A 17,535-nucleotide genomic window follows, 5' to 3' on the forward strand; every position below is an offset into this window, starting at 1 on the left:
GCCGTCGTTCTCGTCGTAGTTGAGGAACAGGACGGTGGAGTTGAACACGTCCGGGTTCGCGGCGAGGGCCTGGATGACCAGGTTGACGAAGTGCGCGCCGTTCTCCGGCGGCCCGTCGGGGTGCTCGGAGAAGAGTTGGTTCGAGACCACCCAGCTGACCTGCGGGAGCGTGTTGTTGAGCGAGTCGGACTTGATCGCGTTGGCGATGTCGTCCGGCGTCGAGCCGGTCGACGGCACCGACCCCATGCCGTTCTGCGCCAGCGGGCTCGAACTCGGCGCGCTGGTGAACTGGTTGAAGTAGGCCAGCGCGTTGTCGCCGAAGTTGTCGCTGGCGTTCTGGTAGACCTTCCAGCTCACGCCGGCGTTCTGCAGCGCCTCGGCGTAGGTCTGCCACTTGAGGCCGGACTCGGAGCCGCCGTCGTAGGCGGCGCCGCCCGCGGTGCCGGAGGGGTCGATCCAACCCGACCAGAGGTAGGTGCGGTTGGGGCCGGTGGCCGACAGGATCGAGCAGTGGTACGCGTCGCAGATGGTGTAGGCGTCGGCCAGCGCGTAGTGGAACGGGATGTCCGAGCGGTTCATGAAGCCCAGGGTCCGCACGGAGTTCTTGGCGGAGACCCAGTTGTCCATCTTGCCGTTGTTCCAGGCGGAGTGCTGCGTCGACCAGGAGTGGTCGAGCGAGCCGTCGCACTGGGCCAGCGTCTCGCCGCTGCTGCCCCACCACCAGGTGCTGGTGGCGCTGAGCTGCCACGGGTACTGGCGACCGCTGCCGTTCGGCTGGTCGAAGACGTTGTAGCCGCCGGGCAGCTGGATCGTCGCGCGGTCGCCGAACCCGCGGACACCCTTGAGCGCGCCGAAGTAGTGGTCGAAGCTGCGGTTCTCCTGCATGAGCACGACGACGTGCTTGACGTCGGTGATGGTGCCTGTGGTGGCTGCGGCCGCGTTGGTCGCGGTGCCGGGCAGCGAGTCCAGGCCCAGCGCCGCGCCGAGGGCGGCGGCGGAGCCGAGGAAGGTACGGCGAGTGACGGGCGCCACGTGAGTCCTCCGGGGCGAGAAGGTTCGACGAGGGGACTGTCCGGCAGTCGGATGACGACTGGCGGGTAACAAAGTGGCAGGGGGGTGAAACAAAGCGAACGGTTGGACCAGACTCGTTATCGAACGGTGATGTTCAGGTCCGGTCCTGCCTCCGTGCTCCGAGGTATCGCAGCCCCTGGAGCAGCGCCGCGCGCGGGCCCGGATGCAGGGAGCCCGCCCATGCGGGCGGGGCCGTCTCGGCGCGCAGACGGCACCGACAGGCGAGGACGAACCCCAGCTCAGTCGCCGTCAGATAGCCGACCGTGCTGCGCTCTTCGCGGGTCGAGGCGCTCAGGGGCTCCGCGAGGTGCTCCACCCGCGCCCGCCTGGGCGCGTCGCTCGGCTGCCCGTTCCACCACGCCCGGAATCCACCTGCCATGTCGTCCCCCCACGACACCTGACGGCCCGTCGCGCACCGACGGGTCACGTGCTTCACCGTCGTTGTGCGACGGACGAGGAAGGCGTCTCCGGGTTCGGCGTCTCGGGGTTCGGCAGGTTGGGACCCGCCGTCTCACGGGGACGGCGTGAGGTGCGCCCCCCGCTCGAACTGTGCGACGGCCAGGGGCATCAGCGACGCGACGGCGGCGCTGTCCGGGCGCGACACCGGAAACGTGGACAGCACGACCAGGAAGTGCCCCACTCGCACGACGCTCGCGTCCGCGAACCGTTCCACGCCCGGCTCGGCCTTGTACGTCTGGCGCGCGTGCACGACCAGGCTGTCGTCGCCGAGGGAGGGGCCGCTCGTGACGGAGAACAGCGTCGTGGTCCCGTCCGCGGACGCCTGCCTCGCACAGCGGCGGGCGAGCGCGCGGATCGTGGAGACGGCCGAGACGGCGTCATGGCCGGCGAAGGCGTAGAGCGTCTCGGTGGCGCTCGCGCCGCGGCTCTGCGCGACCCGAGCCGAGGCGGAGGCGCCCGCGGCGGTCGCGCTGTCGTCGACGACGTCCTCCCCGAGCAGCACTTGGCAGCCCGGCGGCGGCGTCACCCCGGCAGGGCTGCCGGGCGCGGGGTTCACGGCCGCCTGCTGGACGGTCCAGCCGTGCGGGAGTTTCCCGGGCAGCAGTCCGCCGCGCAGGGACGCGGCGGAGAGCGGCGGGGTGGCCCGCGACTTCGCCACCGCCACCGGCCCGGTGGGCCCGCCACCGCATCCGGCGAGCGCGCCGAGCGCCCCCAGCGCCAGCACGGCAGTTCCGGCCGTGATCCCTCTGGCTCCCGTGCCTGCGGCCATCCCGCCTCCCGGTCGAAGAATCCGGGCAGGTTACCAGGCCCGGCCCGCACCCACTCCCTCCGCCGGCGGTCGCACCGGGCGCCGGACCGCGCGGTGCGGGCCCCCGCCTTTGCGGCGCGGCCCGGATTCTCAGGAAGTTCCTGCGGAGCCGGAGGGGAGGCTCGCTGTCCCTTCCCTGGAAGGTTTGCGATACTCCGAAGGATGGACGGTCAAGGGCTGAGGCTCCTGCGCGCGGCGGTGTTCGCCGCGCTGTCCGTCATGCTTCCGATCGGGGCGCGGCTCGTGGTGACCGGTGAGCCGGTGCCCGTGGACGTCGCGCTGCTGGCCTTCGGCGGGTGTCTGCTCGCCGCGCTGGTCGTCTTCAGGGGCGAGCGGCGCTACTGGGCGATCGCCCTGACGCTCGTCCCCCTGCAGGTCGCGATGAATGCCCTGTTCAACGCGGGACAGCAGAGCTGTCCGCCCGGCCCCGGCGCGGCGCCGGGGCTGCCGGGGTGGGGCGTGATCGCCTGTGGCGGCGGCAACATCCGTCCCGGCCTGCTCGGCATCACCGAGCAGGCGCCACGCGCGTTGATCGCGCTCACCGGCGGGCAGGCGCTGCTGCTGCTGGCCCTGCACCTGCTGCTCGCGCTCGCCGCCGCCTGGTGGCTGCGACGCGGCGAGGCCGCGCTGTTCGGCCTGCTCGCCACCGTCGCGCTCACGATCCGCCCGCGCGTCCGCGCGCTCCTGCTCCGCCTCGCCGCTCCGCTGTTCGCGCCGGCCGCGCCCCCGTGCCCACCGGCGGTCAGTCGCCGGCCCAAGGTGCTCGGCCCGCAGGAGTCGCTGCCCCGGACGGCTCCGCGTCGCGGCCCGCCGTCCCTGGCCTGGGCCCGCTGAGCCGCAGCACACCCCACCGAGCCTGAGAGCTCCCGGCCGCTCGACGCGGCCATGCCGTGCTGTCCGCCCCTCCGGGCCCGTTCCCTCACCTCTCTTCTCCCTGCAGCACGACCCGTGTGAGGACGGCCATGAGCACCAGCAAGAACAACACCAGGAACCAGAACCAGAACGCGAGCAGGAACCAGGCCGACGCCCGTGAGCGGATGCGCTCCGCCCGTGCGGCCGAGGAGGAGCGCCGCCAGCGGCTGCGTCGCGTGGGCATCGGCGCGGGCGTCGCGGCGGCGATCGCCGTGATCGCGGTCGGTGCGGTCGTCGTGAGCAACCTCGGCGGCTCGTCCTCCGGCAAGAGCGGGGCCTCCGGCGGCAACGCCGCCGCTGCCGGGCAGAAGCTCGTCGTGCCCGCGCACGTCTCCGGCAGCGACGACACCGTGATCGTCTACGGCAACCCGAGCGCCAAGCACACCCTGGACGTCTACGAGGACTTCCGCTGCCCGATCTGCGACAAGCTGGAGAAGACCGACGGTCCGACCATCCAGCAGCTCGCCGACAACGGCACGTACAAGATCCAGTACCACATGGCGACGTTCCTGGACGACAACCTCCGCGGCACCGGCTCGATGGACGCGCTCCAGGTCGCGGGCGCCGCCCTGAACGACGGCGGTGTGGCCAAGTTCAAGGCGTTCCACGACGTCCTCTACGCCAACCAGCCGGAGGAGACCACGGACGGCTTCGGCAACCTGAACACCCTGCTGGACCTGGCGAAGAAGGTGCCGGGCCTGGTCACCCCGCAGTTCACCAAGGACGTGCAGGACCGCGTCTACGCCCCTTGGGCGCAGAAGGTCTCCGACGCGTTCAACGCCAGCGGCGTCCAGGGCACGCCGACGCTGAAGCTCGACGGCAAGCAGATCAACGTCTTCGACAGCCAGGGCAGCCCGATCAGCCCGAACGCCTACACCGCGCTGATCCAGCAGACCACCGGGGCGAAGTGATGGCCGACAAGGGGGTGTTGGACCCGATGATCCCGCCGGACGCACAGGCGGCCGTGGAGCCGGAGCCGGAGTCGGCCCAGGGCTGGGCGGCGACCCGCGTCGCCGCCTCGCGCGGCTACGCGCTGCTGCTGGTCATCGCCGGAGCGATCGCCCTGGCGGCGGCGACGGTGCTGACCGTCGAGAAGATCAAGCTGCTGGAGAACCCGCACTACAACCCCAGCTGCAACATCAACCCGATCATCAGCTGCGGCTCCGTCATGCGCACCGCCCAGGCCTCGGCCTTCGGCTTCCCCAACTCCCTGATCGGACTGGGCGCCTTCTCGGTCGTGGTCACGATCGGCGTGGTGGCGCTGACCGGCGTCCGCTTGCCCCGCTGGTTCTGGCTCGGCCTGCAGGCGGGCACCGTCTTCGGGATCTGCTTCATCGGCTGGCTGATCGACCAGACGCTCTACTCCATCGGCGCGGTCTGCCCGTACTGCATGGTCGTCTGGACGACGATGATCCTGCTCTTCTGGTACACCACCGTCCACAACCTCCGCACCGGCACCATCCCCCTCCCACCCGGCGGCCGCGACCGCGTCACCGCCCTTTCCGGCTGGTACTGGCTGCTCCCCTTCGCGGGCTACCTCACCATCGCCCTGCTGGTCCTGGACCGCTTCTGGTACTACTGGCACACCCTGCTCTGACAGCAGTTCTGCGCCCGCCTTCCCGGTCCTCTTCTTCGGCGGACCAGGAAGGCGGTCACCGGAAGCGGAGGCAGCCGGTGGAGTGACGAGTTGGAGCCTGAGGACGGGGGACTCATGATCGATAGGTGGGTGATCCGACGGGTGGAAGGCGGCTGAGGGATGGTGCAGGGCGAGGTCCTGGGGGGAGATGTGGGGGAGCATCCCGGGGTCGGGTTTCTGCGGCAGGCGCACGCGGAGGCGGTGGAGCGGGCGCGGGCGGCGAGTGAGCCGGCGTTGCTGCTGTGGCCCACGCATCCGGTGGAGTTCCTGTTGGCCGGGCAGGAGGTGACCACGCCGGAGACGCGGGCCGCCGAGGCGCACATCCGGTTGCACATGCCGGAGGCGGCGCTACGGCGGGTGGAGGCGGAGCGCGCGATCCTCGCGGACCACGCGGACGTCGACGGCCGCTGTGCCGTCTGCGCGGAGCCGGGCGCGGGCGGGCGGCTCGGGTGGCCGTGTCCGACGGTGCTCGGGTTGGCGCGGGCGTGGGGTTGGCCCGGGGCGGACGCGCCGACTGCCTGAGCTCAGCCGGTGGGTGCGTCCAGGAAGTTCAGCACGAGCGGGCCGGCGACCTCGTGGAACTCCTCGAAGTACGCGTGGCGCGCGTCGGGGATCAGGTGCATCCGGGCGTTCGGGATGCGCTCCGCGAGGAGCGGGGCGTTGGCGGTCGGATTGAAGGCGTCCGCCGTGCCGTGGACGACGAGCGTGGGCGCGGTGATGTCCGGCAGTACGTCCCAGGCGTCGTGGCGGCGGCTCGCGGTGAGGTGGCGGCCGCGGGCGTACGCGGGCATCCGAGAATCGCCCGTCGTGCCGTAGGGGCCGGGGTGGGTGGCGAGCCAGGCGGGCGTGTACATCAGGTCGAGCAAGGCGGCGCGGGCCGCGCGGTGGTCGCGCGAGGCGAGCGCCGTGCTGACGGACCGGTCTCGCTCGAAGCCGTGCAGGCCGCCCGGCGAGGTGCAGCCCAGCACGAGTCGGCGCACCCGCTCCGGGTGCCGCGCCGCGAGCCACTGGGCGACCCGGCCGCCCATCGAGGTGCCGTAGACGTCCGCGCGGTCGATCCCGAGCGCGTCCAGGACGGCCACGACGTCCTCGGCGAAGCCCGGCGTGCTGTAGGGCACGTCGGGCTTGTCGCTGTCCCCGGTGCCGCGGTAGTCGAGCGTGACGGTCGTCCGCGCGGCGTCGAAGTCCGCGCGGACGCTGTCCCACCAGTGGTGGCTGTTCGACTGGCCGGAGAGCAGGACGAGCGGGACGCGCTCGCCCGCCTGCTCCGCGCCGTCGCCGTGGACCTGGTAGGCGATGCGGGTCCCGTCGGGCGCGGTCGCGTGCGGCATGGGTGGGGGCTCTCCGGGCTCGGGTCGGACGCGGGGCGGGCTCGGGCTCGGGCTCAGACGGTCTTCGGGGCGGCCTGCTGGACGACCTCGAAGGACCAGAGGGTGGAGCCGGTCGCGGCGGGCCTCGGCGCGCCGCCGCCCTCGCCCTGCGGACGGCCGCCCTGACCGCCCCCGGCGTGCGCGGCCTGCATCGGACCGGACATCCAGTTCTGGTAGTCCTCCTCGCTCCGCCAACGCGTGTACACCAGGTACTGGTCGGTGCCCTCGACGGGGCGCAGCAGCTCGAACCACTCGAAGCCGTCGGAGCTCTCCACCGCGCCCGCGCGGGACGCGAATCGCTGCTCCAGGGTGGCGCGCATCTCCGTCGGGACGGTGAGCGCGTTGATCTTGACGATGCTCATGGCCCCATCTTGCCAGGCCGGTCCGGCCGAACCGCCGAGGCCGACGCCTGGCGGGGCGTCACCCCAGGCCTTGTCAGGCCGGGCGGACGTCCCGCCTGTTGGACGTACGAGAAGCCGGGCCGGTTCCCGTCGCGCGTGACGCGCGTGACGCGCGTCACGCCTTCGCGGCGGAGGCCGCTGCGGCCCCGAGCCGGGCCGCTAGAGTCCTGAGCCGTGGCAACTGGTCTTCCTCAGGACCACGCCGCGCTGCTGGCTCGGTCGACCGCGCGGCCGTGGCGAGGGCCGCGAAGGCGGTGAGGCCGTCGCCGACCTGGTCACGGACGGGCCGCCACCGAGGCTGCCGCCGTGGCCGCAGCCGCCGGTTCCGGGGTGGGGCTGAGCGGGGCCTCCTCCGCCGTCGGCACGCGCAGCGCGAGACGGCCGCGCGGGCCGTGCCGCAGCATCGTCCCCGCCTGAACGAGCGTCAGCACCGTGAGCGCCTGCAACAGGCCGCTCTGCGCCCAGGCGGGCCAGTGCACGGCGGGCAGCGACTCGTGGGCGAGCAGGACCAGCAGCAGTCCGCGTCCCACGATCGCGGCGGCGCTGATGCGCAGCGCTTCCCGACGCGGGTGGTCGTTGCGCGCGATCCCGTGCAGCAGCCACAGCGTCACCGCCAGAAGGGTTGACGTCACGGCGACCAGCGTGCCGGTGCGGTGCGGTGCGCCCGCGAGCAGCAGAGCGGCGCCCGCCGTCCAGCAGGCCGCGCTGAACCGGCAGGTCCAGACGCGTCCGTGCCGCACCAGGAAGGTGCGCTTGCCGAAGAGCGCGTCGCCGCGCACGTCGCGGAAGTCCTTCAGCAGGATCCGGCCGACGAAGCCGACGTAGAGGCCGGCGAGGAGCAGGCCGTCGCCGAAGTGGGCCGTCGGGTGCGCGGCCAGCCGTCCGACGAGGTAGGGCACCGCGACGTAGCAGGCCGGCAGCACCAGGGCGGCGACCGCGCCGCGCGCGGAGAGCCGGACCGGCGGCAGCGAGTACGCGGCGCTGACCGCGAGCCCGGCCGCCACCGCGAGGCCGGGCCCCCACCCGAGCGACGCCGCCGACCCGAGGGCCATGACGCTCGCGACAACGGCCACCGCCGTCAACTCCCGCCGCAGGCCCCGCCCGTCGCCGATGCCTGCTCCGGGTCGCTCGCTGCGGACGAGGCCGTCGGCCAGTGGGCGGCTCGGGTCGCCGGCCAGGTTCACCCGGTCGATGCGCTCGTCGGCCAGGTCGTTGACCGCCACCGAGAAGAGCAGGAACGCCGCGACCGGCACCAGGACCCGGCCGAGCAGCAGCCGGTCCTCGCCGTGCCCGGTCGCGGTCAGGCCGAGCGCGGCGTAGACGGCGAGGAGGACGAAGACGGGCGGACGGCTCAGGGCGAACAGCAGCCGCAGCCGGGCCGTCAGGTCGGCGCGCGTCAACGCCGGGCGCGTCAGATCCCGCCGGGCCCTCATTTGTTCGCCGCCCACTGGTGCATGCCGACGTAGACCAGCACGATCCAGCCGACCACGGCCAGACCGCCGACGACCAACGCCACCGTGAGGAGCACCCCCATCACGATCCCGAAGACCTCCCAGCCCGAGCGCGGGGAGGAGTTCCGGACGGGCTTGCCCGGGTCGGTGTGCCAGCCGGAGACGGGCCGTGGGTCTTGGCTGCCCGGTGGGGGTAGGTGATCGTGCATCAGCGCCTCCCGTGTCGATATCCCGGGCAGCATGGCGTGGATCCTCCAGATGGCGCATGAGTACGGGTACTCACCTTTTCGGAGCGGCACGGCAGCACGGGCAGCCGGGGCAGGCCCGGCACGCCCGCTCAGCCGAGCGCGTCGACGCGGCGGGTCGGGCGGCCTGCGACGACGGTGGGCAGGACCACGCCGGTCGACGGGCGCCCCGCTGCGGGCTCGGGTGGATGGCGGCCTTCTCCCGCCTGGAGTCTCCGCGCGTTGACTGGGCGGTTACTGACTGGACATCAGGAGTTTCGCAGGGCCGCCTTCTAGTCCCCACGGGCTGGTGGTGTCATGTACGCAACTCGCCACCATCACAGCCATCCCACAGGGAAACGGAGTCCCCCATGCCCGCCGCCATCCGCCGCCTGCTCATATCCTCCGCCGCACTCGCCCTCACCGCGGGCGGGTTCGTCTTCGGAACCGGCTCCGCCCACGCCGCGGCCACCTGCTCCCAGGCGTACCTGCCGCTGCCGGACCCGAGCTGCACGCCGGGCGCGACCAACCCGGACGTCACGCAGGCCACCATCGGCTCCACCATCTGCGTCTCCGGCTGGACGGCGACCATCCGTCCGTCGACCTCGTACACCAACGCGCTGAAGAAGCAGCAGATCGCCGAGTACGGCTACAGCGACACCAGCATGGCCGACTACGAGGAGGACCACTTCATCCCGCTGGAGCTCGGCGGCGACCCGCGCGACCCGAACAACCTCTGGCCCGAGCCGCGCTACGCCACCGGAGGCACCAGCGAGACGTCCTTCAGCAAGGACTCGGTGGAGACCAGGCTCAAGACGGCGGTCTGCCACGGGACCGTCAGCCTCGCGGCTGCGCAGGACGCCATCGCCACGGACTGGACCACGGCCCTGCAGAGCCTCGGTCTCGGCTGAACCCGAGGTCTGAACCCGGTTCCACCGGTCGGCCGCGTCAGCAGCCGGGGGCCCTCGTCTGGCCGGGCTGGGGGCTCTGCAGCAGTGGAACTCCGCCCGGCCAGGTGAGCTGGACGGTCGACGTGGTGCCGTCCCCGTTCACGCGGACGACCGGCACCGGCCGGTCGAGGGGGTTGCCGCCGGGGCCGAGGGCGATCCACCCGCTGGCGCCGGGGATCATGTGCGTGCAGTTCATCTGGTCCAGGACGCCGACCTGGGACTCCGGATCGGTCAGCAGCATCGCGTCGTTGCGCGCCGCCGACACGGCCGCGGCCACGGCGTCGTGGGTCAGCATGGCGTGACCGCTGCTCAGGTCGTTCGCGTCGAAGGCGAGCGGCGTCGCGTGGTCGTCCGGGGCGAGCCGCTGATGCGTGCAGCCGTCGGGCTGCCCGGTGAAGGCCGCCCGGAACTGGTCGAAGTTCTGCGTGGCGGCCGCAGAGCAGCCGATCTGCTGCCACTCGTCGGGGCTCGACAGGGCCGTGTAGAAGAGGGAGATCTTCTGGGCGGCGATCGCCTGGTCGACCGTCGGGTCGCCGATCTCCGTCGCGGCGTCGTCGCCGGAGATGACGGCCAGGTTCCTCAGGCCGCACGTCCCCTGCTGCACCCAGGTCTCCACGAAGGCGTCGAGGTCGTCCCCGCGGCCCGCGAAGTAGACGAGCGAGGGCGCGGCCTGGCACAGGTTGGCGTGCATGAGCGTGAACTGCTGGACGAGGTAGTCGTGTCGGCTCACCCCCGATGAGAGGTTCCGGTCGGTCGGGGGCGGCGAGGTGAAGGGCAGCTTCGTGAGGGTCCGGCCCGGGGCCGGAAGGTCCCTCCCGGCGGCCGTCACCAGAGTGGAGACGTAGTCGTCCTGCGAGGCGTTGTCCTCGACGATCGCGATCGAGGCGGGCGAGGGGCGCATCCCGGCCACGAAGGCGGCCGCCGCCTTCACCGACTCGGAGTTGGTGGTGGACACCCGGAAGAAGTCGCGGGTCGGGCCGCCCCCCATGTCCTGCGGCTGGGTGTTCATGTCGTCGCCGGTGACCGTCGCCCCGATGACGGGCAGGTGCGCGTTGTCGGAGAGCCAGGCGGCGGCGGCCCGCGTCTCGTCGGTGCTCTGCCCGAGACCGGTGACCGCGGTGATGTGCTGGGCCTTGGCGTTGGCGGCGATCAGCCGCACCGCGCTCGGCCAGGAGCCGTACTGGCTGCCCATGTTGCCCAGGACGAGCTTGACGGGGAGGTCGCGGCTGCCGAAGGCGGCGGTGTGGTTCGCCCGCCACGCCGCGGTGAGCGCCCCCTCGACGACGGGGTAGAGGGCGTCGTAGGTGACGGTGTCGACCCCCGCCACCGGCGAGAAGTCGAGCAGCAGCACCACGGTCACGTACGACGAGCCGGTCACCTGCGCGTCGGCCTGGTTCACCTGGGCCCGCAGGGCCTGCAGCCGCGCGGGCTCCTGCTTCGCGAACGGGCCGCCGTCCAGGTCGACGCCGACGCACGAGAGCGGCGAGTTCACCAGCTCCATGCCGCGGCCGCAGGCGATCGGGGCCGAGTCCACGGCGTCGGCGATCCGCAGCCCGGCGAAGACCAGGGCGGCCGTCGCCAGCAGCGCGACGACGGCGGACAGGACGGGGTGCTTCCAGATGATCGGTAAGCGGGGCTGCACGGGAGGCATGAGGGGCTCCGTAACGACGGGAGGTTCGGCCGCGCACAGGCGTCGACCGGGGTGACCGGAAAGGGACCGAGCGAGGGCCAAGCGGGGACCGAGCGAGGGCCAAGCGGGGACCGGGCCAGGACCGGGCCAGGACCGGTCAGTGCGAGAACCGGGCGGCCGCCTGCAGCAGCGCGTCCACGTCGGACTGGGTCGACCGGCCGGCGAGACCGCGGAAGGCCTGGGCGATCTGCTCGTCCCAGTAGCCGTCGGCCTCGGTCAGCGGGTCGTTGTAGAGCCAGAGCAGCAGCACCAGCTTCGCCGTCGGCGCCTCGACGTCGCTGCGCCAGCGCGGTTGGTCCACCAGCCGTTCGTAGGACGACCGCAGCGTCTCGTGGAGCGGCAGCGCCGTGGGCGCCGAGGTGACGTACCACAGCCGCTCGACCCAGGCGGAGTGCCGGTCCTGGTCGAAGGTGGCGGCCATGACGCGCGCCACCGCGTCGAACTGATGCAGCGCCAGGTCGTGAAAGAGCTGTCTGTCGGGGGTCGGGTCCTGTGGTCGCAGCCGCTGGAACGCGCGCCGCCAGGTGTCGTTCGGGGCGGACGGCCAAGTGGCGGCGCCCGGAGGGTTCGGGCCTGGCGGGCTGTCGGCGGCGGCGAGCCCGGTCAGCAGGCACGCGCGCAGCCACGGATGGAGGACGGGACGCCGGACGTGGCGCGTGCGCGACTCCGTCGCCGTCGGCGTGACCGCGCTGATCCATAGGTGCTTCCGCAGCGACTGCAGGGTGCCGTTCAGGCCGGGGACCTCGGCCGGCAGCCGGGTGTCCTCCACCGCGCGCGGGTCCGTCAGGTAGACCGCGGCGGCCACTGTGTCCGGCAGGTTGACCCAGTGCCGGTCCGGGACGTCGATCTCGCCGGAGAGGTGCGCCAGCCCGTGCCGCCACAGCGGCGCGACGGCGCCCTCGTGGTCGGTGTTCCGCAGCATCAGCGCCCCGAAAGGGCGTGAGCTGAGCGGGCGGGAGTGCGCTGCAGCGTGCAGCTCGGCGTCCTGGGCCAGCGCGTTCTCGAAGGCGTCCTGTCCGCGCTGGTGGCCCGCGCACAGAAGGTCGGCCGCCTCCTCCGCGGTGCCGCCGGCCCGGCCGGCCCGCTGAGCTCCCGGCGCTCCGGCGTGGTGCGCGCCGTCGAGCCACACCGGCAGCCAGGCGCCGACGCCGGAGCCCGGTCCGGAGCGGCGTCCGTCACCGGCGCCGCTCGCGGCAGGGGATTCCCAGTGGGAGCGGCTGACCTCGGAGAAGGTCGGGATTGCGGCGCGGTGGGCGCCGGGGGAGGCCGCGGTCCACGGCTCGAGCCAGTGGTGCCGCCACTCGTCCTGCCACTGGTTGAAGGCGGCGACCACCAGCAGCGGGTCGTGGCCCGCAGGGGTGGTCGCGTTGTCTGCTGTGGAGGCGGAGGAGGCCTGGGCGCGCCGCTGCCGGGCGGCGCCGAGCGCCGCGAGGAAGGCGCGGCCGGACTCGGTCTGGGCGTTGTCGACGAGCAGGACCCAGGCGTGCTCGTGCCGGATCCGTCCGTGCCGTTCGGACGGCTCGGCCGGGATGCGGCAGTGGCAGCTGACCGGGATGGTGCCCTTGCCCGCGTTGGCCTCCAGATCGGCGAGCAGCGCGTCCATCAGCTCCGCCGCGGCGTCCTTGGGCCTTGCCTGGCTGAGCGCGATCAGCGCGTCGATCGGGTCGGCGGACTCCGCCGAGCGGGTGCGGCCGTGGTAGCCGATCCCCTTGCGCACCCCGAGGAGTGACGCCTTCTGGGAGAGCAGCCTGGTGAGGGCCTTGGCGGTGTCGCGGGCGGGCGGCACGACCTTGGCGAGCCCGGGCAGCGTGGACGAGGTGAGGTCGGCCGCGACGTCCAGCCCCTGCTGGGCGGTCTGGGCGGTGCGGGCGGCGGCCCGCCCGGCCCGGGTGCTGTCCGCGTACTCCTGGATCCGGGTGCTCATCTCCGCCAGGGCCCGCGTGCGGTCCGCGGGCAGCGCCGGCAAGTCGCGTGCGAGATAGGCGAGTCGAAAGCGGTGGAAGCTCGGTGGCTGCTTCAGGTGCTGCCAGGCGCGGGTCATGTCGAAGGCGATCCTGTTGGCCGCCACCGGAATGACGTCGTCGCCCTTCGGCAGCGTGGCGCAGTCGAGGATGCTGTGCACGACGCTGCCGCCGCACTCCCGCGAGAGCGTCCGTAACACGGCGGTCTTGCCGGAGCCGCGCGGGGCGAGCAGGGCGACGAACGGATCCGGCCGTTGTCGCCCCTCCCGCTGCCACATCGTCCGGTTGAGGAACTCCTCCGCAGCGCGCTGCGCGGTGACGCTCACCCTGGCTCTCCCCCTCGTCGGCAGATCGGCCGACGCTGCGATCTCAGCGGTGCATCGCGCGCGAAGTTAGCACGGGCCAAAGGCATCTGACAGGTCATTGGCCAAGATCGAGGGAGCGGCCGATGATCTCCTTCATGATCTCCGTGGTGCCGGCGTAGATCCGGGTGACCCGGCTGTCCTGCCAGGCCCGGGCGATCGGATACTCGAGCATGTAGCCGTAGCCACCGTGGAGTTGGACGCACGCGTCGACGACCCGCCCCTGCAGCTCGGTGCACCACCACTTGGCCTTGGCCGCGTCCACGACGGTCAGCTCACCGTCGCCGAGCGCGAGGACGCAGCGGTCGAGGTAGTGCTGGGCGATCTCGATCTCGGTGGCGATCTCCGCCAGGCGGTGCTTGACCACCTGCTGGGCGCCGATCGGCTTGCCGAAGGCCTTGCGCTCGCGGACGTAGGCAACCGTCCACTCGAACGCCGCGGTCGCCTGGGCCAGGCCGGAGACGGCCACGGAGATCCGCTCCTGCGGCAGGTTGCGGGTGAGACCGAAGAAGCCCTCGCCCTCGCGGCCGATCAGGTTGGCCACGGGCACGCGGGCGCCGGTGAAGACCAGCTCCGCGGTGTCCTGGGCGTGCAGGCCGACCTTCTCCAGTTTCCGGCCGCGCTCGAAGCCGGGGGCGCCGCGCTCGACGACGATCAGGCTGAGGCCCCGGTGCGGGTGCTCGCCGGTGCGGACGGCGACGACGACGAGGTCGGCGTTGACGCCGTTGGTGATGAACGTCTTCGCGCCGTCGATCACGTAGTGGTCGCCGTCGCGGACCGCCTTGGTGCGGATGCCCGCGAGGTCCGACCCGGTGCCTGGCTCGGTCATGGCGACGGCGGTGACGAGCTCGCCGGCGGCGATGCCCGGCAGCCAACGGGCCTTCTGCTCCTCGGTGGTGAGGTCCAGGAAGTAGGGCATGCAGACGTCGGCGTGCAGCGCCGGACCGAGGATCGCGGGGGAGACCCCGAGCCGGGCGGCCTCCTCCTGCAGCACCACGTTGTAGCGGAAGTCGGCGACGCCCGCCCCGCCGAACCGCTCGGGCACCGCGATCCCGAACGCGCCCAGGGCGCCGAGGCCGGTGAACAGTTCGCGCGGCACGATGCCGGCCCGGTCCCACTCGGCGTAACGCGGCACGACCTCCTTGTCCAGGAAGGCGCGCACGCTCTCGCGGTAGGCCTGGTGCTCGTCGTCGAACAGGATGCGCTTCATGCTCTCTCCGGGCGGTCGTCTGTCGTTCGGCGGGGACGGACAGGGTGGTGGGACGCCGGGTCGGTGCGGGCCCCGGCGATACGCAGCGCGAAGCGCGCGTACTGGTCGGCGACCTGTTCGCGCCCGTAGCTCTGGTCCGGGCCGAACCAGTGCGCGACCTGCACGCCGAGGGCGCTGATCGCGGTGGCGGCCAGCGGGAGGTCCTCGACCGCGAACTCGCCTCGCCGAGACCCGCGCTCGAGGACGTCCAGCAGCAGGCGACGACAGTCGGCGCGCAACTGGAGTGACGGTGCGGCCAGTTCGGGCGAGAGCGCGTGCAGCTCGCTGTTGGTGACTACGGCCAGCAGCGGGAAGTCGGTGTGCAGCAGCACGTGGGCGCGCACCAGTGCAGTCAGGCCGGCGGCGGCGTCCTCGTCCCCGGTCCGGACGACGGCCTCGGTCAGGCGGTCGTGCAGCTCCTGGTGCCCGATCCGGACCAGCTCGGCCAGCACGTGCTCCTTGGAGGGGTAGTGCGCGTACAGGGTGGCCGAGTTGATGCCCACGACGCACGCGATCTGCCGGATCGAGGTGCCGGCGAAGCCGGCCTTGGCGAAGAGCTCCAGGCCGGCCCGGAGGACGCGTCCCTTGGTGCCCGGCGGCGTGACGCCGGCCGGCAGCACGGCCGCCACCGCGACCACGCGCCGGTACTCCCAGCCGGGAGAGTCCACGTCGTCTCCGTTCCCACCGATCGATCGGTTGACACGGTAGCGCGGAAGTCGGATGGTAACGGGCGAACAGCAGAACCAATCAATCGATTGGTTGGAACGCGTCCACGGGAACCGCGACGAAGGAGTCCGCGTGCCAAGGAAGCTCCGCTCTCTGCTCCGCCCCTCGCTCCGCCCCTTGCTCCGCCCCGCGCGCCACCCCCGCTTCCGCTCCTTGGGGAGAGGCATGCGGGGGGCGGCCGCCGTCCTCGCGGCGGCGGCCCTCGCCACGCTCGGCCTGGCCGCGCCCGCGCGGGCCGAGGCGCCGCCGTTGCCGCGACTGAACATCACCGCCGACTACGCCACCGGCGTCTCCTCCGGCGGCTTCATGGCCACGCAGCTCCAGGTCGCCTACTCGGGCACCTTCCGCGGCGTCGGCGTGATCGCCGCCGGTCCCTACGACTGCGGCCAGGGCAACGTCATCCGGTTCGCCACCTGCGACCTCGGACTCGGCGTCGGCACGCTCGAACAGCAGGCCGAGACGTGGGCGTCGCAGGGCCTGATCGATCCGCTCGCCAACCTCGACGGGCTGCCCGTCTACACCTACCACGGCGTCCTGGACCCGATCGTCAACCCGCTGGTCTCCGCGGCGGGCGTCGACTTCTACCGGCACTTCGGTGCGGTGACGACCACCCACGACTGGGACCCGGCCGGCCACTCCTGGCCCACCCCCGACGGCGTCGTGCCCTGCCCGCTGACCTCTCCGCCGTTCCTCAACGACTGCGGCGACGACCCGGAGGGCGAGATGCTCACCGCCTGGCTCGGCCAGGTGAACCCGCCCAACACCGGCGCCCCGCGCGGGACGCTCGTGCACTTCGACCAGAACGCCTACGTACCCGGCGGCTACGGTCCCTTCCTGTCCATGGACACGACCGGCCAGCTCTACGTCCCGCCCCCGTGCGCCTCCGGCGCGCCGTGCCGTCTGGTCGTCGCGCTGCACGGCTGCCTCTCCGCGCAGCAACTGCTCGGCACGGCCTTCGCCGACCGCGGGAACCTGGACACCTACGCCGACACCAACGACCTGGTGATCCTCTACCCGCAGGCGATCTCGAGCCTCCTGCCCGTCAACCCGCAGGGCTGCTGGGACTGGTTCGGCTACGACGGCTCGGACTACGCGGTCAAGTCCGCCCCGCAGATGCGCGCCGTCGTTGCGATGGTCCACGCCCTCGGCGGCTGAGGCGCGCCGTCGTCACCTGTCGGAGGGGTGCGGACCGGCGGCGCGCGGTCGGCCGCGGGCAGTTGAACGGTGACCCGTATCAACGCTCCACCGACGATCGCGCCCTCGCCGGCCTCACCTCCCACCTGCGCTCGGTCCAGTCCACCGCCGGCGCCGGCTTCGGCTTCACCTGGCCCGCGGCCCTCCCCATGGTCCGGATCGACCAGATCCTGGTCCGCGGCGTGACACCGTACAGCTCCCGGGTCCTCCCGGCCGACGGCAGCGACCACCTCCCGGTGACGGCGTCCATCGGCCTGTGAACCCGCCGCGGGGCGCCACCGCTAGCGACTCCAGGTGACGACGTCGTCGAGGTCGGCGCGGGAGGTGCGGAAGGAGTTGACGGGGGCGGTGGGGTCGGCGTAGCCGAAGGAGATGCCCAGGACGACGCGGCGGTTGTCCGGGATACCGAAGTGCTCGCGGATGAAGGGGGAGTAGGACGCGAGCGCGGCCTGCGGGGCGGCGGCCAGGCCGAGGCTCTGGGCGCCGAGGAGGAAGGTGTTGACGTAGAGGCCGCAGTCGACCGCGCCGTAGACGCCGAGGTCGGCCTCGGTGGTGACGACGGCGACGTGGGGGGCGTCGAAGAACGTGAAGTTGCGCAGCATCTGCTGCACGCGTCCCTCGGCGTCCTCCTTGGTGATCCCGACGCTGTCGTAGAGCTGGAAACCGCACGCGCGGCGGCGGTCGCGGTAGACGCCCGCGTACTGCGCCGGGAAGGCGAAGTCCGCGGCGGGCTGTTGGGACAGGACGTGCTCGCTCAGGGCCGCTCGGAACCGCTCCGTGCTCCGGCCGCTGGTGACGACGACCTGCCAGGGCTGCGTGTTGCACCACGAGGGGGTGCGCTGGGCCAAGGTCAGCAGGCGTTCGATCCGCTCCTGCGGGACCTCCTCGGCGAGGAACTTCCGACAGGTCCAGCGGTCGTCGAGCAGACGGGACAGAATCGCGAACGCCTCGGTCGTGGACGCCTCCGACATCGACGCGTCGGCGGAGGGGTGGCTCATGTCTTCTCCACGTGGTCTCGGTGCGAGCCCCGGCCTCGGGACGTCCGGTCGCACCGGGACTGTACCGGGACCC

At 72.6% G+C, this 17,535-nt stretch carries 17 protein-coding genes and 1 pseudogene; 7 read left to right on the forward strand and 11 right to left on the reverse strand.

What is annotated here, in order from left to right; translation table 11 throughout:
• Positions 1-1,032: alkaline phosphatase family protein (locus TR48_RS03155; RefSeq protein WP_042364290.1), on the reverse strand; the 1,032-nt coding region annotated here is incomplete at its 3' end.
• 550 nt (positions 1,033-1,582) lie between these two features.
• Complete coding sequence (locus TR48_RS03165) at positions 1,583-2,299, reverse strand: hypothetical protein (protein WP_152627770.1); 717 nt, start codon at positions 2,297-2,299, stop codon at positions 1,583-1,585.
• Positions 2,300-2,500: 201 nt separating this feature from the next.
• Here TR48_RS03165 and TR48_RS03170 point away from each other — a divergent pair, with 201 nt between their 5' ends.
• The 4 genes from TR48_RS03170 to TR48_RS03185 all read left to right on the forward strand — a co-directional run bounded on the left by TR48_RS03170 (position 2,501) and on the right by TR48_RS03185 (position 5,408).
• Positions 2,501-3,172, forward strand: a complete 672-nt coding sequence (locus tag TR48_RS03170; RefSeq protein WP_152627771.1) for a hypothetical protein — start codon at positions 2,501-2,503, stop codon at positions 3,170-3,172.
• Positions 3,173-3,300: 128 nt separating this feature from the next.
• Positions 3,301-4,161: a DsbA family protein gene (locus TR48_RS03175; RefSeq protein WP_042364293.1), complete on the forward strand. Its 861-nt coding sequence runs from the start codon at positions 3,301-3,303 to the stop codon at positions 4,159-4,161.
• A complete protein-coding gene (locus tag TR48_RS03180) occupies positions 4,161-4,847 on the forward strand; it encodes a vitamin K epoxide reductase family protein (RefSeq protein ID WP_236651988.1) in 687 nt (228 codons plus the stop codon). Before TR48_RS03175 ends, TR48_RS03180 begins: the two co-directional genes overlap by 1 nt.
• A 159-nt stretch (positions 4,848-5,006) precedes the next feature.
• Positions 5,007-5,408 carry a DUF6221 family protein gene (locus TR48_RS03185; RefSeq protein WP_042364294.1) on the forward strand — a complete coding sequence of 134 codons (402 nt, stop codon included), beginning with the start codon at positions 5,007-5,009 and terminating at the stop codon, positions 5,406-5,408.
• Positions 5,409-5,410: 2 nt separating this feature from the next.
• Here the strand turns inward: TR48_RS03185 and TR48_RS03190 are convergent, their stop codons facing one another.
• The 4 genes from TR48_RS03190 to TR48_RS42920 all read right to left on the reverse strand — a co-directional run bounded on the left by TR48_RS03190 (position 5,411) and on the right by TR48_RS42920 (position 8,317).
• Positions 5,411-6,217 (reverse strand): alpha/beta fold hydrolase, encoded by an 807-nt coding sequence (locus tag TR48_RS03190; RefSeq protein WP_042364295.1) that lies wholly within the window; start codon positions 6,215-6,217, stop codon positions 5,411-5,413.
• Positions 6,218-6,270: 53 nt separating this feature from the next.
• The gene (locus TR48_RS03195; RefSeq protein ID WP_042364296.1) at positions 6,271-6,618 is read right to left on the reverse strand and encodes an antibiotic biosynthesis monooxygenase family protein; all 348 of its coding nucleotides are present in this window, start codon (positions 6,616-6,618) and stop codon (positions 6,271-6,273) included.
• Positions 6,619-6,932: 314 nt separating this feature from the next.
• Positions 6,933-8,057, reverse strand: coding sequence for a UbiA family prenyltransferase (locus TR48_RS03200; RefSeq protein ID WP_042364297.1), 1,125 nt, complete (start codon positions 8,055-8,057; stop codon positions 6,933-6,935).
• A 29-nt stretch (positions 8,058-8,086) separates the two neighbouring features.
• Positions 8,087-8,317, reverse strand: a complete 231-nt coding sequence (locus TR48_RS42920) for a hypothetical protein (protein WP_161789768.1) — start codon at positions 8,315-8,317, stop codon at positions 8,087-8,089.
• A 386-nt stretch (positions 8,318-8,703) separates the two neighbouring features.
• On the opposite strand from TR48_RS42920, the gene TR48_RS03210 reads away from it, so the two are divergent.
• Positions 8,704-9,243 carry a hypothetical protein gene (locus TR48_RS03210; RefSeq protein WP_042364299.1) on the forward strand — a complete coding sequence of 180 codons (540 nt, stop codon included), beginning with the start codon at positions 8,704-8,706 and terminating at the stop codon, positions 9,241-9,243.
• A gap of 37 nt (positions 9,244-9,280) precedes the next feature.
• On the opposite strand, the gene TR48_RS03215 is transcribed toward TR48_RS03210, so the two are convergent.
• From TR48_RS03215 to TR48_RS03230, 4 genes are all read right to left on the reverse strand, one after another.
• Positions 9,281-10,933, reverse strand: a complete 1,653-nt coding sequence (locus TR48_RS03215; protein WP_042364300.1) for an ABC transporter substrate-binding protein — start codon at positions 10,931-10,933, stop codon at positions 9,281-9,283.
• A 136-nt stretch (positions 10,934-11,069) separates the two neighbouring features.
• Positions 11,070-13,259, reverse strand: coding sequence for a hypothetical protein (locus TR48_RS03220; protein ID WP_042364301.1), 2,190 nt, complete (start codon positions 13,257-13,259; stop codon positions 11,070-11,072).
• A 94-nt stretch (positions 13,260-13,353) separates the two neighbouring features.
• Entirely contained in the window at positions 13,354-14,505 is a 1,152-nt protein-coding gene (locus TR48_RS03225) for an acyl-CoA dehydrogenase family protein (protein ID WP_042364302.1), read from the reverse strand.
• Positions 14,502-15,212 carry a TetR/AcrR family transcriptional regulator gene (locus TR48_RS03230; protein ID WP_063770894.1) on the reverse strand — a complete coding sequence of 237 codons (711 nt, stop codon included), beginning with the start codon at positions 15,210-15,212 and terminating at the stop codon, positions 14,502-14,504. Before TR48_RS03230 ends, TR48_RS03225 begins: the two co-directional genes overlap by 4 nt.
• A gap of 223 nt (positions 15,213-15,435) precedes the next feature.
• Between TR48_RS03230 and TR48_RS03235 the strand changes: the two genes are divergently transcribed.
• Together TR48_RS03235 and TR48_RS03240 are read left to right on the forward strand one after the other, a co-directional pair.
• Positions 15,436-16,425: an extracellular catalytic domain type 2 short-chain-length polyhydroxyalkanoate depolymerase gene (locus TR48_RS03235; RefSeq protein ID WP_042364303.1), complete on the forward strand. Its 990-nt coding sequence runs from the start codon at positions 15,436-15,438 to the stop codon at positions 16,423-16,425.
• 29 nt (positions 16,426-16,454) lie between these two features.
• Positions 16,455-16,724 (forward strand): annotated as a pseudogene (locus TR48_RS03240) (hypothetical protein); the annotation flags it as partial.
• 21 nt (positions 16,725-16,745) lie between these two features.
• Here the strand turns inward: TR48_RS03240 and TR48_RS03245 are convergent.
• Complete coding sequence (locus TR48_RS03245; protein WP_084728732.1) at positions 16,746-17,462, reverse strand: nitroreductase; 717 nt, start codon at positions 17,460-17,462, stop codon at positions 16,746-16,748.
• Positions 17,463-17,535 lie beyond the last annotated feature (73 nt).

The organism is Streptacidiphilus neutrinimicus, assembly GCF_000787815.1.
Classification (GTDB): Bacteria; Actinomycetota; Actinomycetes; order Streptomycetales; family Streptomycetaceae; genus Streptacidiphilus; species Streptacidiphilus neutrinimicus.

Coding starts and splice junctions, on each gene's coding strand:
- TR48_RS03165 (WP_152627770.1), bottom strand. CDS start 2,299: ATGGCCGCAGGCACGGGAGCCAGAGGGATCACGGCCGGAACTGCCGTG.
- TR48_RS03170 (WP_152627771.1), top strand. CDS start 2,501: ATGGACGGTCAAGGGCTGAGGCTCCTGCGCGCGGCGGTGTTCGCCGCG.
- TR48_RS03175 (WP_042364293.1), top strand. CDS start 3,301: ATGAGCACCAGCAAGAACAACACCAGGAACCAGAACCAGAACGCGAGC.
- TR48_RS03180 (WP_236651988.1), top strand. CDS start 4,161: ATGGCCGACAAGGGGGTGTTGGACCCGATGATCCCGCCGGACGCACAG.
- TR48_RS03185 (WP_042364294.1), top strand. CDS start 5,007: ATGGTGCAGGGCGAGGTCCTGGGGGGAGATGTGGGGGAGCATCCCGGG.
- TR48_RS03190 (WP_042364295.1), bottom strand. CDS start 6,217: ATGCCGCACGCGACCGCGCCCGACGGGACCCGCATCGCCTACCAGGTC.
- TR48_RS03195 (WP_042364296.1), bottom strand. CDS start 6,618: ATGAGCATCGTCAAGATCAACGCGCTCACCGTCCCGACGGAGATGCGC.
- TR48_RS42920 (WP_161789768.1), bottom strand. CDS start 8,317: ATGCACGATCACCTACCCCCACCGGGCAGCCAAGACCCACGGCCCGTC.
- TR48_RS03210 (WP_042364299.1), top strand. CDS start 8,704: ATGCCCGCCGCCATCCGCCGCCTGCTCATATCCTCCGCCGCACTCGCC.
- TR48_RS03215 (WP_042364300.1), bottom strand. CDS start 10,933: ATGCCTCCCGTGCAGCCCCGCTTACCGATCATCTGGAAGCACCCCGTC.
- TR48_RS03225 (WP_042364302.1), bottom strand. CDS start 14,505: ATGAAGCGCATCCTGTTCGACGACGAGCACCAGGCCTACCGCGAGAGC.
- TR48_RS03235 (WP_042364303.1), top strand. CDS start 15,436: ATGCGGGGGGCGGCCGCCGTCCTCGCGGCGGCGGCCCTCGCCACGCTC.
- TR48_RS03245 (WP_084728732.1), bottom strand. CDS start 17,462: ATGAGCCACCCCTCCGCCGACGCGTCGATGTCGGAGGCGTCCACGACC.